The 13,732-nt window shown below is 56.4% G+C and carries 12 protein-coding genes; 10 read left to right on the forward strand and 2 right to left on the reverse strand.

Annotated elements, in window-relative coordinates:
* The gene (nudC, locus tag Q0C28_RS17030; protein WP_293577616.1) at window positions 1–993 is read left to right on the forward strand and encodes an NAD(+) diphosphatase; all 993 of its coding nucleotides are present in this window, start codon (window positions 1–3) and stop codon (window positions 991–993) included.
* Between the two features lie 56 nt (window positions 994–1,049).
* Window positions 1,050–1,517: an SRPBCC family protein gene (locus Q0C28_RS17035; RefSeq protein ID WP_293577618.1), complete on the forward strand. Its 468-nt coding sequence runs from the start codon at window positions 1,050–1,052 to the stop codon at window positions 1,515–1,517.
* A gap of 21 nt (window positions 1,518–1,538) precedes the next feature.
* Here Q0C28_RS17035 and Q0C28_RS17040 read toward each other — a convergent pair whose 3' ends face one another.
* Window positions 1,539–2,372 (reverse strand): prephenate dehydratase, encoded by an 834-nt coding sequence (locus tag Q0C28_RS17040; RefSeq protein WP_293577620.1) that lies wholly within the window; start codon window positions 2,370–2,372, stop codon window positions 1,539–1,541.
* Window positions 2,373–2,491: 119 nt separating this feature from the next.
* Between Q0C28_RS17040 and Q0C28_RS17045 the strand changes: the two genes are divergently transcribed.
* The 6 genes from Q0C28_RS17045 to fnrL all read left to right on the forward strand — a co-directional run bounded on the left by Q0C28_RS17045 (window position 2,492) and on the right by fnrL (window position 10,186).
* Window positions 2,492–2,995 carry a cytochrome c family protein gene (locus Q0C28_RS17045; RefSeq protein ID WP_293577622.1) on the forward strand — a complete coding sequence of 168 codons (504 nt, stop codon included), beginning with the start codon at window positions 2,492–2,494 and terminating at the stop codon, window positions 2,993–2,995.
* 271 nt (window positions 2,996–3,266) lie between these two features.
* Window positions 3,267–5,189, forward strand: a complete 1,923-nt coding sequence (locus Q0C28_RS17050; protein ID WP_293577623.1) for an extracellular solute-binding protein — start codon at window positions 3,267–3,269, stop codon at window positions 5,187–5,189.
* Between the two features lie 9 nt (window positions 5,190–5,198).
* Window positions 5,199–6,284: a microcin C ABC transporter permease YejB gene (locus Q0C28_RS17055; RefSeq protein ID WP_293577624.1), complete on the forward strand. Its 1,086-nt coding sequence runs from the start codon at window positions 5,199–5,201 to the stop codon at window positions 6,282–6,284.
* A gap of 3 nt (window positions 6,285–6,287) precedes the next feature.
* Window positions 6,288–7,394 (forward strand): ABC transporter permease, encoded by a 1,107-nt coding sequence (locus Q0C28_RS17060; protein WP_293577625.1) that lies wholly within the window; start codon window positions 6,288–6,290, stop codon window positions 7,392–7,394.
* A 67-nt stretch (window positions 7,395–7,461) separates the two neighbouring features.
* Window positions 7,462–9,048, forward strand: coding sequence for an ABC transporter ATP-binding protein (locus Q0C28_RS17065; protein ID WP_293577626.1), 1,587 nt, complete (start codon window positions 7,462–7,464; stop codon window positions 9,046–9,048).
* 397 nt (window positions 9,049–9,445) lie between these two features.
* Window positions 9,446–10,186 carry a transcriptional regulator FnrL gene (gene fnrL, locus Q0C28_RS17070; protein ID WP_293577627.1) on the forward strand — a complete coding sequence of 247 codons (741 nt, stop codon included), beginning with the start codon at window positions 9,446–9,448 and terminating at the stop codon, window positions 10,184–10,186.
* 137 nt (window positions 10,187–10,323) lie between these two features.
* On the opposite strand, the gene Q0C28_RS17075 is transcribed toward fnrL, so the two are convergent.
* Window positions 10,324–11,163, reverse strand: a complete 840-nt coding sequence (locus Q0C28_RS17075; RefSeq protein ID WP_293577628.1) for a universal stress protein — start codon at window positions 11,161–11,163, stop codon at window positions 10,324–10,326.
* A 204-nt stretch (window positions 11,164–11,367) separates the two neighbouring features.
* Here Q0C28_RS17075 and ccoN point away from each other — a divergent pair, with 204 nt between their 5' ends.
* Entirely contained in the window at window positions 11,368–12,978 is a 1,611-nt protein-coding gene (gene ccoN / locus Q0C28_RS17080) for a cytochrome-c oxidase, cbb3-type subunit I (RefSeq protein ID WP_293577629.1), read from the forward strand.
* 13 nt (window positions 12,979–12,991) lie between these two features.
* Window positions 12,992–13,720, forward strand: a complete 729-nt coding sequence (gene ccoO, locus Q0C28_RS17085; RefSeq protein ID WP_293577630.1) for a cytochrome-c oxidase, cbb3-type subunit II — start codon at window positions 12,992–12,994, stop codon at window positions 13,718–13,720.
* Window positions 13,721–13,732: the final 12 nt, after the last annotated feature.

A 13,732-nucleotide genomic window follows, 5' to 3' on the forward strand; every position in this document is an offset into this window, starting at 1 on the left:
ATGCAACGAGCAGAAGAGGTTACCTTTGCAGCGGGCGGCGTAGACCGTGCGGCATATCTGCGAGATGACGCAGAAAAGATTGCGGACCTCTGGCAGGCGCAGGAGACGCGGGTCGTTGTGCTGTGGCGAGGGAAATTGCTGTGCCAGATCGTTTCGGGCGACGACGACACGGAAGAGCCGGTTTGCCTATCCCTGATCACCCCACAGGAGCAGTTGGCCCAAGATCACGCCGGTTCGGCCATTTTTCTGGGGAAAGGCGCAGATCAGGCGGCCGTGTTTGCGGTGGATGTCAGCGCTTGGGAGCCTGAAGATCTGGATGCGACAACGCTGGGTGGCTTTTTGGATCCCAGCCTGCAGCGTCATCCGGAGCTGCCAGCGGATACGGCTTTTGCAGAACTGCGGCGTATCATGACGGTGCTCACGCGGGAGGAGGCGGAATTTGCGGCCACGGCGCGCGCCTTGTGTGGCTGGCACCACAGTCATCGCTTTTGTGCCAACTGCGGTGAAAAAAGCGAAATCGTCCAAGCGGGATGGCAGCGGCGTTGCCCGTCATGCAACACTGGCCATTTCCCACGGACCGATCCGGTGGTCATCATGCTGATCACATTTGGCGATTCTGTGTTGGTTGGGCGTTCGCCGGGCTGGCCGGAGGGCATGTATTCGCTGCTTGCAGGGTTTGTTGAACCTGGCGAAACGCTTGAGGCTGCGGTGCGGCGCGAAACCTTCGAAGAAACCGGCGTGCGCGTTGGGGATGTCAGCTACTTGTCCAGCCAACCCTGGCCCTTTCCGATGTCGTTGATGTTTGGCTGTGCGGGGGTGGCCCTGAGCCGTGATATCAATATCGATCCAAACGAAATTGAAGATGCGCTGTGGGTGTCTCGGCAGGATATGATGACAGTCTTCGCGGGTGAGCATGACAGGATCAAACAGCCCCGAGAGGGCGCAATTGCGCATTTTTTGCTGCAGAACTGGCTTGCAGATACGCTTGATTAGACTGACTATTGCTGTGGGTGCACACCCTTTGATGTCACTGTAAAGGTCTGGCCATAATGCAGTTTTCGGGGAAAGAGGACATAAACGCACCGATTGCAGATGTGTTTCGCACCCTCTGTGATTTCGAATTGCTGGAGCGGCTGGCCTTGCGTCGTGGTGTTGATCTGCAGCGCATGGGCGATGTTCGTCATCCCGAATCGGGCTTGGCCTGGGAGGTTGGGTTTTCCTATCGCGGCAAACAGCGCAAACTCCACATGTCCATTGCGGAGCACCAACCCGTGACAAATCTCCTGGTGAAGGTGATTGGCAGCGGGATGGATGGCGATATGGCGGTCGAGTTGCTGGCGCTTGCACCGCAGAGAACACGGATGCAGGTGGTGTTGGATGTGCGCGCGAAAACACTGACAGGACGCTTGATGCTGCAATCGTTCAAGCTGGCCAAAGTGAAGCTGAACGAAGGGTTTGATCGTCGCCTTGGCGAGTTCGCACGTTTTGCCGAAGAGCGTTTCACTGATAACGCGTAGCCGGTGGACGGACCGTTTCTGTCAGAAACGATCAGAATTTGCCGGATAGACCCCAAGAATTTCGATATTGGTGGTGAAATACGCCAGTTCATCCAGGGCCAGCTGGACATTGGGATCATCCGGGTGGCCGTCGATGTCGGCGTAGAATTGCGTCGCCGTGAACGAGCTGCCGATCATGTAGCTTTCCAGCTTGGTCATGTTGACGCCGTTGGTGGCGAATCCACCCATCGCTTTGTACAGCGCTGCCGGGATGTTGCGGACCTGAAAGACAAAGCTGGTGATCATGCCGTTTTCGCCGCGTCTGCTGTTGTCTGGCGTGCGCGACATGGTCAAAAAACGCGTGGTGTTGTCACCTTCATCTTCGATATGGCGGGCCAGCACATTGAGCCCATAGATCTCGCCAGCCAATTCACTGGCCAAGGCAGCATGGGTTTTGTCGCCTTGATCTGCGACGTCGCGGGCCGCGCGGGCATTGTCTGGGCTGACGCGCCCACGGATCCCGTGTGTGTTGAGAAACCCTGCGCATTGCGGCAGCAAGACCAAATGTGAATGCGCTTCTTTGATATCGGCAAGCGTAGCGCCGGGAACGCCCAGCAAATTGATGTGAACGCGCACAAAAGCTTCGTCAATGATATGCAGGCCACTGTGCGGCAACAGTCGGTGAATATCAGCCACCCGACCATAGGTGGAGTTTTCAACCGGAAGCATTGCCAGCTCGGCGTCGCCGTTGCGAACGGCGTCAATTGCGTCTTCAAAGCTGCGGCAGGGCAACACATCCATACCCGGGCGTTCCTTGCGGCAGGCTTCGTGGCTGTAAGAGCCCAGCTCGCCCTGAATAGCAATTGTCTGCGTCATCGGTGCTACATCCGTGCAAATCTTCAAAAAACGGTCGTTTCGTCGCGCTGTCTATACCTTGCCACTTGAGAGGGGAAGCCTTAGACAGCTTTTCAGACAGCTGAAATGGACTCGCGATCATGTTTGACACGATGACCCTTACCAAAGCGACCGCAGGTCTTTGCGGCGCGCTCCTCGTGTTCCTCCTTGGCAAATGGGCCGCTGAGGGACTCTATCACACAGAAGCCCATGGTCAGGCTTCTTATGTGATCGAAGTGGAAGAGGCAGGTGCGGAAGAAGTTGCCGAAGTTGTAGACTTTGGTGAACTGATGGCCGCCGCAGACATTGGCAAAGGCGCCAAGGTCTTCAAGAAATGCTCTGCTTGCCACAAACTCGAAGCCGGTGCGAACGGCACTGGTCCTTATCTCTATGGCGTTGTGGGCCGTGATTTTGCTGCGGCAGATGGCTTTGGCTACTCCGGCGCGCTGGCAGGCACCGCAGGTGTGTGGACCGCCGAAGAACTGGACGGTTTCCTTGCCAAGCCTTCCAGCTACCTGCCGGGCACAACCATGAGTTTCTCCGGTCTGAAGAAACAGAAAGACCGTGTGAACCTCATCGCTTATCTCGACAGCCTGGACGATTGATCCGCGCTGATCGCCTGAGATTGCGATACTAGAGAATACATTAGCCGCGCCTCTCATGGGCGCGGCTTTTTCAATTTTAACAGGCAGTTGTTGGTTGCTGTATATCCTCGGCTGCATGTGAAACGCCCGATCCTGCCGGGCGCGTCGGCGGTGCCCCGCCTTGACACACGGGAAATTCAGCCAATCTGAACTTGAAAGTCTCAGGTCCAGCCGCTTAGCTTTGACACAAGAGTATTCGGCAGCAAATGCCGGACAAAGGAGGTTTAGGCAGATGAAAACCCGCCCTGCAGCCCGATCCGTCGCCAAGGCGCGTGCAAGTGATCCAAATCGTATTGTTCAGGCTCTCGCCGCCAGTTTGATCCCTTTGCTCGTGACGGTTTGGACCGCCACAGTTGTGTTGGCCGAGGAACGGATCATCAAGAGCCATGGGTTCACCGAGTTTGGTGAGCTGAAATATCCGGAGGGGTTTGCGCATTTCGATTATGTCAATCCGAACGCGCCCAAGGGTGGGGAGTTGTCGCTGTCCGCTGTTGGCACGTTTGACAGTATGAACCCCTACACCCGCAAAGGGCGGGGCGGGGCGTTGTCTTCGAACCATTATGAAACGCTGCTGATCGAATCCTATGATGAACCAGGCAGCTACTATGGGCTGTTGGCTGAAAGCCTGGAGTATCCCGAATCACAGGATTGGGTGATCTTCAACATCCGAGAAGAGGCGCGTTTCTCCGATGGTACGCCTCTCATGGCAGAGGATGTCGTCTTTTCACATAACTTGTTGCTGGAGCAAGGGCTGCAGTCCTACGCCGAAGCGGTCAAAAAACGCATTCCCAAGGCTGAAGTTGTCGGCCCGCGGCGTGTGAAATTCTATTTCTCTCCGGACTTTCCGCGTCGGGCCATGATCACGCAGGTTGGGGGCACGTCTGTATTTTCCAAAGCCTGGTTCGAAGCGGATCCAGAAAACCGCCGTTTGGACGAGCCTCGCCTTGATCCGGGGATCGGATCTGGCCCCTATGTCCTCGAAGAGTTGGATGTGAATCAGAGCATCACCTATCGGCGCAATCCCCACTATTGGGGCAATGATGTGAATGTGAACATCGGTCGTCACAACTTTGACAGCATCCGGATTGAATACTTCGGCGATGCCGTCGCCGCGATGGAGGGTTTCAAGGCCGGCGTCTACACGATGCGCCCGGAAAACAGCTCCAAAAGCTGGGCAACAGCCTATGAGTTTGACGCGGTTGCTGACGGCAACGTCATCAAAGACGAACTGCCAAATGGCAATGTCCCCTCCGCCAACGGATTTGTGATGAATTTGCTGCGTCCCAAATTCCAGGATCCGCGTGTTCGCGAGGCGCTGCAATTGGCGTATAATTTCGAATGGACCAACGAGAGCCTGCAATACGGTCTGTTCCGTCACCGCAGTTCGTTCTGGCAGGACACGCCATTGCAAGCACGGGGTGTACCCGAGGGGCTGGAGCGTGAGGTTCTTGAGCAGTTGGGTGATTTGATTGATCCATCGCTTCTGACCGACGAACCCGTGATGGCACATGAGTCGAAGGCAGGGCGTCCTGCGGATCGGCGTAATTTGCGCCGCGCGATGAAGTTGCTGGATGATGCAGGTTGGACCGTCGGTGACGATGGCTTGCGCCGTGACGCCAATGGCGAGTTGTTGAAGGTGGAATTCCTGCTCGACTCCCCGACGATCGAACGGATCGTGCAGCCTTATGTGGCCAACCTGCGCCAGATGGGGGTTGATGCTGTCGCCAACCGCGTGGATTTCGCGCAATACACCAGTCGGCGCCGCGAAAAAGACTTCGACATGATCACCTTTGCCTATCCGATGTCGTTGCTGCCCTCTACCGGGTTGTATCAGCTGTTTGGATCGGACACGCATGAGTTCTCCGTTTTCAACCCCGCAGGATTGGCGGATCCGGCAGTGGATGGTCTGATCGCGGGCATCGTCGGAGCGACCACCGAGGAAACGCTTCATTCCAATGCGCGCGCCCTTGACCGGGTGCTCCGCGCCAAACGGTTCATGGTGCCAACCCGGTATCTGGATGTGAATTGGGTGGCTTACTGGAATTTCTATGAGCATCCAGAAAACCTGCCGCCCTTTGATCTGGGATTGCAGGATCTGTGGTGGGTCAACGCAGAGAAGGAAGCTGCATTGAAGTCCTCTGGTGCTTTGCGGTAAGCAGTTGATATGGCTGCTTATATCCTACGACGTCTCTTGCTTGTCATCCCAACGCTGTTCGGGATCCTGGTGATCAACTTTGCGCTTGTTCAGTTTGTCCCCGGCGGACCGGTTGAACAGGTTATTGCCCAGCTGGAAGGCGGCGGAGATGTCTTTGAAGGGTTCGCTGGTGGCGGTGGCGATGCTGGCGAAGAGGTGATCTCAGCAAATGAAAACTACGCCGGACGTCAAGGTCTGCCGCCTGAATTGATCGCGGAACTGGAAGAGCAGTTTGGATTGGACAAGCCGCCGGTCGAGCGTTTTTTCATCATGCTTGGCAATTACGTGCGGTTTGATTTTGGCGAGAGCTATTTCCGCAAGATCAACGTGCTGGATCTGGTGCTGGAAAAGATGCCGGTCTCCATATCTCTGGGCCTTTGGTCGACCTTGATTGCCTACCTGGTGTCTATCCCATTGGGCATCCGCAAGGCGCTGAATGACGGGTCACGCTTTGACACCTGGACCAGTGGCGTGATCATTGCGGCCTACGCCATTCCCGGTTTCCTGTTTGCGATCTTGCTGCTGGTGCTGTTTGCGGGTGGATCGTACCTGCAGATTTTCCCGCTGCGTGGTTTGACCTCCGACAACTGGGAAACGCTGAGCCTGTTTGGCAAAATCACTGATTATTTCTGGCACATCGCTTTGCCGGTGATCGCATCCACCATTTCGGCTTTTGCAACTTTGACACTGCTGACCAAAAACTCCTTTTTGGACGAGATCAAAAAGCAATACGTGATGACGGCGCGTGCCAAGGGTCTGAGCGAGGGTCGCGTGCTGTATGGTCACATCTTCCGCAATGCGATGTTGATCGTGATTGCCGGCTTCCCAGCCGTCTTCATCGGCGTGTTCTTTTCAGGCAGCTTGATCATCGAAACGATCTTCTCTCTGGATGGCCTCGGCCGACTTGGGTTCGAAGCAGCGGTGGCGCGCGATTACCCGGTGATCTTTGGCACGTTGTTTATTTTCGGACTGATGAGCCTCGTGGTCGGCATCATTTCGGACATCATGTATGTCATCGTCGATCCACGGATCGATTTCGAAAAGAGAGAGGGTTGATCGATGGCTTTGTCTCCTCTCAACCAGCGGCGCTGGAACAACTTTCGTCGCAACAAGCGGGCTTATTGGTCTCTCTGGATCTTTAGCGTGTTGTTTGGCGTGTCGCTGTTTGCCGAGTTTGTGGCGAACGACAAACCCATTCTGGTGAACTACCGCGGTGAATTGTTCACGCCTGTGTTTAACTTTTATCCCGAAACGACGTTTGGCGGTGATTTCCAAACCGAGGCAGTTTACCGCGACCCAGAGGTCAAATGCTTGATCGCATCCGGTGGCATCGAAGACTGCTTCGATGATCCGGAAGGCATCATCGCCGATATCGAGGCAGGCAGCTTTGATGCAGAGGGTTTTGAACAGGGCTGGGCCATCTGGCCGCTGATCCCATACAGCTACAACACGACAGTGGATCGCCCTGGTGCGGCCCCTCTGCCACCGAATGGGCAAAACCTGCTGGGCACTGACGATACAAAACGCGATGTTCTGGCACGCGTCATCCATGGGTTTCGCCTGTCGATCCTGTTCACCCTGATGGTGACGGGCGCTGCGACGGTGATCGGTATTCTGGCTGGTGCGGTGCAGGGGTTCTTTGGCGGCTGGCTGGATCTTGTGTTTCAGCGGATCATCGAAATCTGGGGTTCGATCCCACAACTTTACGTCATCATCATCATGTTCGCGATCTTGGGCCGCAGCTTCTGGCTCCTGGTGATCTTGATGATCCTGTTCAGCTGGACTGCTTTGGTCAGCGTGGTTCGAGCCGAATTCCTGCGTGCGCGGAACCTAGAATACGTGCGCGCTGCCAAAGCGCTTGGGGTGGGGAACCTCACGATTATGTTCCGCCATATGCTGCCCAACGCCATGGTGGCCACGCTCACCTTTATGCCCTTCATCGTGACGGGCACGATTGGCACATTGGCTGGCTTGGATTTCTTGGGCTTCGGGTTGCCGTCATCAGCGCCGTCTCTTGGTGAATTGACATTGCAGGCCAAACAAAACCTCGAGGCGCCCTGGCTGGCCTTCACCGCATTTTTCACGTTTGCGATCATGTTGTCGCTGCTGGTGTTCATCTTCGAAGGTGTGCGCGATGCGTTTGATCCGCGGAAAACCTTCTCATGATTATGCGACTTGATTTCAGCGAAACGCGTTGGCCCGCCGTGAGACAACTTCGGATCGGAGATCGATAATGCGACCCTCACCTTTGTTGCGCGTTTCCAATCTGACCGTGTCTTTCCGTCAGGACGGGAAGACAACACATGCGGTACGTGGTGTGTCGTTCACGGTTGGCCGTGGTGAAACTGTTGCGCTGGTTGGCGAATCTGGCTCGGGTAAATCGGTCACGGCTTTGTCGACGGTGTCACTGTTGGGGGACAGTGCCACTGTCGATGGGTCCGTGACCTATGATGGACAGGAGATGGTCAACGCATCCCAGCGCGAGCTGCGCCGGGTGCGCGGCAATGACATCAGCTTCATCTTTCAGGAGCCGATGACCTCTCTGAATCCGTTACATACGATCGAAAAACAGCTCGCAGAGTCGCTTGCGCTGCATCAGGGGTTGGATGGGGCCGCTGCCCGCGACCGTATTCTTGATCTGTTGAACAAGGTTGGAATCAGAGACGCAGAAAGCCGACTTGACGCCTATCCGCACCAATTGTCCGGCGGGCAGCGCCAGCGGGTGATGATCGCGATGGCCCTGGCGAATAAACCCGATATCCTAATCGCGGATGAGCCGACGACGGCCCTTGATGTGACAATCCAACAGCAGATCATTGATCTTCTGGCAGAACTGAAAACCAGCGAGGGGATGGGTCTGCTTTTCATCACCCATGATCTGAGCATTGTGCGGCGCATCGCCGACCGGGTCTGTGTGATGAAAGACGGCGAAATCGTCGAGGAGGGGTCAACCGCAGACCTGTTTGCCAATCCTCAGCATCCTTACACTCAAAAACTGCTGGACGCGGAGCCAACGGGTCACCCAGCGCCGGTCAAAGAAGGTGCAAAAGAGCTAATCCGCACTGATGGGCTGAAAGTGTGGTTTCCGATCCAGACAGGATTGCTGAAACGCACCGTCGGACATGTGAAGGCGGTGAACCCGACGTCCATTTCGGTCCATGCTGGAGAGACCTTGGGCATTGTCGGGGAAAGTGGAAGCGGTAAAACCACTTTGGCTTTGGCGATCATGCGGCTGATCCAATCGGAGGGGCGGGTGGAGTTTCAGGGGCAGGATCTGCGCCAATGGTCCACCCGTGATCTGCGCCGCCTGCGTGCGGATATGCAGATCGTGTTTCAGGATCCGTTTGGCGCGCTCAGCCCACGCATGACCTGCGCGCAGATCATCGCCGAAGGATTGGCCATCCACAAGATTGATCAGGACCGTAATCCACGGGATCTTGTGGCGGAGGTGCTGACCGAAGTGGGCTTGGATCCCGCGTTTATGGATCGGTATCCGCATGAATTTTCGGGCGGGCAGCGACAGCGCATTGCCATCGCGCGTGCTATGGTTCTGCGCCCCAAACTGGTTGTGCTGGACGAGCCTACATCGGCCCTTGATATGACGGTGCAAGTGCAGATTGTCGATCTGCTGAGAGACCTGCAAGCCAGATACGGGCTTGCTTATCTGTTCATCTCACATGATCTGAACGTTGTGCGGGCCATGTCGCATAAGGTGGTTGTGATGCAGCAGGGCGACGTGGTCGAAGCCGGGGATGCTGAGCAGCTGTTTCGCAACCCATCCCATCCCTATACTCGGACCCTCTTGGCCGCCGCGGGGTAAGGGGTCTTTCCTCTGGTGCCGCGACTGGTTCACTTCGCCTAAATCGACTTTGTCTCATTTGCTCGGGCAGCGTGCAGGTCCGATTTTCGGACGGTTTGGCGCCTGCTTGGTGCGGCATTTTTACCGGCGGTTGAGCGCAAACACCGTAAAATCAGGGCGTTTGTGAGCCGCTGAAAATTTGCGACAGAATGGCACATTTTGATGGGCGGGGAGGGTGGTATGGGCGAGACAGCTAAACCATTGGCATTCCAAAGAGGAGCAGGGGCCAATCTGGCCCAGCCGATCCGAGGCGCCGCATCTGAAACAGTCCGTTTATGATTGAGTAACGGTGCAGGTGTCGCTACGGTACAACTTGCCGATGTGTAGTAGCTTTGACGCAAATCAAATTGGGTGAGTGATGTCTCTTGCTGCGATCAAAAATATAGAATGTGGCGATTGTCCAATTCGCCATCGTGCGGTGTGTTCCCGGTGTGATACCGATGAATTGCAAGAACTGGATGCCATCAAATACTACCGCACCTATGAGGCCGGACAGCCCATAACCTGGTCAGGTGACCGGATGGATTTTGTGGGGTCTGTGGTCACCGGTATCGCGACCCTGACCCAGACCATGGAAGATGGGCGGACCCAGATGGTGGGATTGTTGTTGCCCAGTGATTTTGTGGGCAGACCCGGACGTGACAACGCCGCCTACAATGTGGTGGCGACATCCACTGTGGTGATGTGTTGTTTCCGCCGGAAACCATTTGAAGAACTGATGTCCCGCACGCCGCATATTGCGCATCGCCTGCTGGAGATGACCCTCGACGAGTTGGACGCAGCGCGGGAGTGGATGCTGGTTCTGGGCCGCAAAACAGCACGCGAGAAAATTGCCAGCTTGCTGTCTATTCTGGCGCGACGGGACGCTTCGTTGCAGGCATCAAAGGCGGATGGGGCCATCGTGTTCGATCTGCCCCTCACCCGCGAGGCAATGGCAGATTACCTCGGTTTGACGCTGGAAACAGTCAGCCGTCAGATGTCTGCCCTGAAACGCGATGGGGTGATCCAGTTGGAAGGCAAACGGCGTGTCACCGTGCCGGAGATGGAGCGTCTCATCGCCGAAGCCGGTGATGACAGCGATGGTGCTTGCCTCAGCTGACCTTGCCTTAGCTGACCCGCTGCAGCTGATAGAGGCGACCGACGCAGTCGACTTAACTGCCCCCTATGACAGTGCCCAACACCCTAGGTCGTTGACCCCGGGATGTTGGGCACCGCCGCCTTTGCCAGCCATGCGCGTCAGTGCGCCATCAACACCGGGATATTTGCGTTTTCCAGCATGTTTCGGGTCGCGCCACCTAGGATTGCCTCGCGGAACCGCGAATGGCCGTATGCGCCCATCACCAACAGGTCGGCATTGGTGTCCACGATATGACGGTTGAGCACATCGGACACGCGGGTCATGGTCTTGCTCAGAATATCGATTTCGCATTTGATACCGTGCCGCGACAGCATCTGACAGAGCCGACCACCGGGATCGGATCTTTCTGGGCCATGCCGCGGAGGATCAATCATCACCACACGTACCAGATCGGCGGTCATCAACATGGGCAGCGCCTTGCGGATGGCGACCATCGCTTCGACGCTTTCATTCCACGCGACCATGACGGTGCGCGGCGGTTGTTTGAGCTGCCCGTCTTTGGGCAGGATCAGCACGGGCGCACGTCCTTCGAATAGTGCGCTTTCGACGATCACCTCTGCCTCAGCGGGGCTGTTTTTGCCGTAGGGCTGTTCCAGCACAACCAGATCTGAGAAGCGTGCCAACTGGGCAATATGGCGACTGATGTCGGCCATTTGCACCACACCCGTCTCTACTGCGAAACTGATACCGGAAAGCGCGAGCCGTTTGGTCACCTGTTGTTCGATCTGGTTCACGTCTTCCTGCGCGCGCGCCAGAGTTTCCTGCAGGATCATCGCGTTTGCGCCAGCATAGTAATAGCCGGTCTGGGTCCGGTCGACGCCAAGGCAAAGAGCGTCGGCATGGCCGTTCTGAGAGGCCGCAAGCGCGATAACCTGTTCAAGCTGTGTCTTGCCCGTATCCGGGGCCGTGAGAACCGTCAGCAGCGTTTTGTAAGACATGTTTTCCTCGCCAATCTCTACTCCGGCGGCACAGGCGCGTTCCACGCTGGGAGGCGCTGCCGTCGCAGATGTTTTGTCACAGCCTGATCGAAACTGTCTTGATGCAGATCAAGGCGCCGAGGCGGGAGTTTTAGCATCAAAGACCCATAAAAATGGCTCTGACACGAGACCGAGAATCGTGCCGGACGAGGAAAGGGACGCAAGATGTCTAACTATATCAAGCTCATCGCGCTTGGTTTGATCACGCTCTTTGCGATGATTGCGACCAACTATGCACGCGATTTGGCCTATCAGGTCCACGCGATAATTATCATGCTCGTGGCAGGTGGCCTGTTTTTGTACACGCTCCGCCGCACCGATGAACCGGTTGTCGCCGCGGGCCCAATTCAACAAGAATATTTCGACAGCGTGGTCAGATACGGTGTGATCGCGACCGCCTTTTGGGGCGTTGTCGGGTTTCTTGTTGGTGTTTACATCGCCTTCCAGCTGGCGTTTCCGGTGCTCAATTTCGACTGGGCCCAGGGGTTTGCCAACTTTGGGCGACTGCGGCCGCTGCATACTTCTGCAGTGATTTTTGCGTTTGGCGGCAATGCGCTGCTGGCAACCTCCTTCTATGTTGTGCAACGCACCTCTGCGGCGCGTTTGTGGGGTGGCAACTTGGCGTGGTTTGTATTTTGGGGCTACCAGCTGTTCATCGTTCTGGCAGCGACCGGCTACTTGCTGGGTGGCACACAATCGAAGGAATACGCAGAGCCCGAATGGTATGTGGATCTGTGGCTGACCATCGTCTGGGTGGCCCATCTGGCGGTGTTTCTCGGCACCATCATCCGCCGCAAAGAGCCGCATATCTATGTCGCCAACTGGTTCTATCTGGCTTTCATCGTCACCGTTGCGATGCTGCACGTGGTCAACAACCTGACCATCCCAGTGTCGATCTGGGGGTCCAAATCCGTGATCGTCTGGGCCGGTGTGCAGGATGCCATGGTGCAATGGTGGTATGGCCACAACGCCGTTGGATTTTTCCTGACCGCGGGCTTCCTTGGCATGATGTATTACTTCGTGCCCAAGCAGGCTGAACGTCCGGTGTTTTCGTATAAACTGTCGATCATCCACTTCTGGGCTTTGATCTTCCTGTATATCTGGGCGGGTCCACACCACCTGCACTACACCGCGCTGCCGGATTGGGCTTCGACCCTTGGTATGGTGTTCTCGATCGTGCTGTGGATGCCCAGCTGGGGCGGTATGATCAACGGGCTGATGACCCTGTCTGGTGCATGGGACAAGCTGCGCACCGACCCTGTGATCCGCATGATGGTGATCTCGATCGGCTTCTACGGTATGTCCACCTTCGAAGGTCCGATGATGTCGATCCGGGCTGTGAACTCCCTGTCGCACTACACCGACTGGACCATTGGTCACGTGCATTCTGGCGCGCTGGGTTGGAATGGTATGATCACCTTTGGTGCGCTCTACTTCCTGGTGCCGGTTCTGTGGAAACGCGAGCGTCTCTACTCTCTGAGCCTGGTGTCCTGGCACTTCTGGCTGGCCACAATCGGCATCATTCTCTACGCCGCCTCCATGTGGGTGACCGGCATCATGGAAGGCCTGATGTGGCGCGAAGTCGATGCGAACGGCTTCTTGGTGAACTCCTTTGCAGACACCGTGGCAGCCAAATTCCCCATGTATGTGGTGCGGGCTCTGGGCGGGGTCATGTTCCTCGCAGGCTCTGTGATCATGTGCTTCAATCTTTGGATGACCGTGCGACGGGCCCCGGCAAAAGAAGCCAGCCTGACCGTTGCGGTTCCGGCTGAATAAGGAGGGCCGGACGATGGCAATTCTCGACAAACATAAAATCCTCGAGACCAATGCAACGCTTCTGTTGGTGTGTAGTTTCCTTGTGGTCACCATCGGTGGTCTGGTCCAGATCGCCCCGCTGTTCTGGCTGGAAAACACTATCGAAGAGGTTGAAGGCATGCGGCCTTACACCCCGCTGGAGTTGGCGGGCCGCGACATCTACATCCGGGAAGGCTGCTACGTCTGTCACAGCCAGATGATCCGCCCGATGCGCGACGAAGTCGAACGCTACGGTCCTTATTCACTGGCGGCGGAGTCGATGTACGACCATCCGTTCCAGTGGGGGTCCAAGCGGACAGGGCCGGATCTGGCCCGTGTTGGCGGCCGCTATTCGGATGAATGGCACGTTGACCACCTGCGCGATCCGCAATCTGTCGTGCCGGAATCTGTCATGCCGAAGTATGCGTTCCTGGAGGACAAGAGGATTGATGGCCAATACATCGGTGACGTGATGGCCGCCAATGCGATTGTCGGTGTGCCCTACACAGACGAGATGGTCGAAAATGCGCAGATGGACTTCCGCGTGCAGGCCAATCCCGACGCTGACTATGACGGGCTGCTCGAGCGCTACGGCGAGGACATCAACGTGCGGAACTTCGACGGGCAACCTGGTGTTTCGGAAGCTGATGCACTGATCGCCTATCTGCAGATGCTGGGCACATTGGTTGATTTCACAACCTTCACCCCTGTCGCCAACCGCTGATCGGAGCCTTGG

The sequence above is a fragment of the Phaeobacter sp. genome (assembly GCF_022825805.1).
Lineage (GTDB): Bacteria > Pseudomonadota > Alphaproteobacteria > Rhodobacterales > Rhodobacteraceae > Phaeobacter.

What these genes read in the sequence shown, in the direction of transcription:
- nudC (WP_293577616.1), top strand. Translation starts at nt 1, where the DNA reads ATGCAACGAGCAGAAGAGGTTACCTTTGCAGCGGGCGGCGTAGACCGT.
- Q0C28_RS17035 (WP_293577618.1), top strand. Translation starts at nt 1,050, where the DNA reads ATGCAGTTTTCGGGGAAAGAGGACATAAACGCACCGATTGCAGATGTG.
- Q0C28_RS17040 (WP_293577620.1), bottom strand. Translation starts at nt 2,372, where the DNA reads ATGACGCAGACAATTGCTATTCAGGGCGAGCTGGGCTCTTACAGCCAC.
- Q0C28_RS17045 (WP_293577622.1), top strand. Translation starts at nt 2,492, where the DNA reads ATGTTTGACACGATGACCCTTACCAAAGCGACCGCAGGTCTTTGCGGC.
- Q0C28_RS17050 (WP_293577623.1), top strand. Translation starts at nt 3,267, where the DNA reads ATGAAAACCCGCCCTGCAGCCCGATCCGTCGCCAAGGCGCGTGCAAGT.
- Q0C28_RS17055 (WP_293577624.1), top strand. Translation starts at nt 5,199, where the DNA reads ATGGCTGCTTATATCCTACGACGTCTCTTGCTTGTCATCCCAACGCTG.
- Q0C28_RS17060 (WP_293577625.1), top strand. Translation starts at nt 6,288, where the DNA reads ATGGCTTTGTCTCCTCTCAACCAGCGGCGCTGGAACAACTTTCGTCGC.
- Q0C28_RS17065 (WP_293577626.1), top strand. Translation starts at nt 7,462, where the DNA reads ATGCGACCCTCACCTTTGTTGCGCGTTTCCAATCTGACCGTGTCTTTC.
- fnrL (WP_293577627.1), top strand. Translation starts at nt 9,446, where the DNA reads ATGTCTCTTGCTGCGATCAAAAATATAGAATGTGGCGATTGTCCAATT.
- Q0C28_RS17075 (WP_293577628.1), bottom strand. Translation starts at nt 11,163, where the DNA reads ATGTCTTACAAAACGCTGCTGACGGTTCTCACGGCCCCGGATACGGGC.
- ccoN (WP_293577629.1), top strand. Translation starts at nt 11,368, where the DNA reads ATGTCTAACTATATCAAGCTCATCGCGCTTGGTTTGATCACGCTCTTT.
- ccoO (WP_293577630.1), top strand. Translation starts at nt 12,992, where the DNA reads ATGGCAATTCTCGACAAACATAAAATCCTCGAGACCAATGCAACGCTT.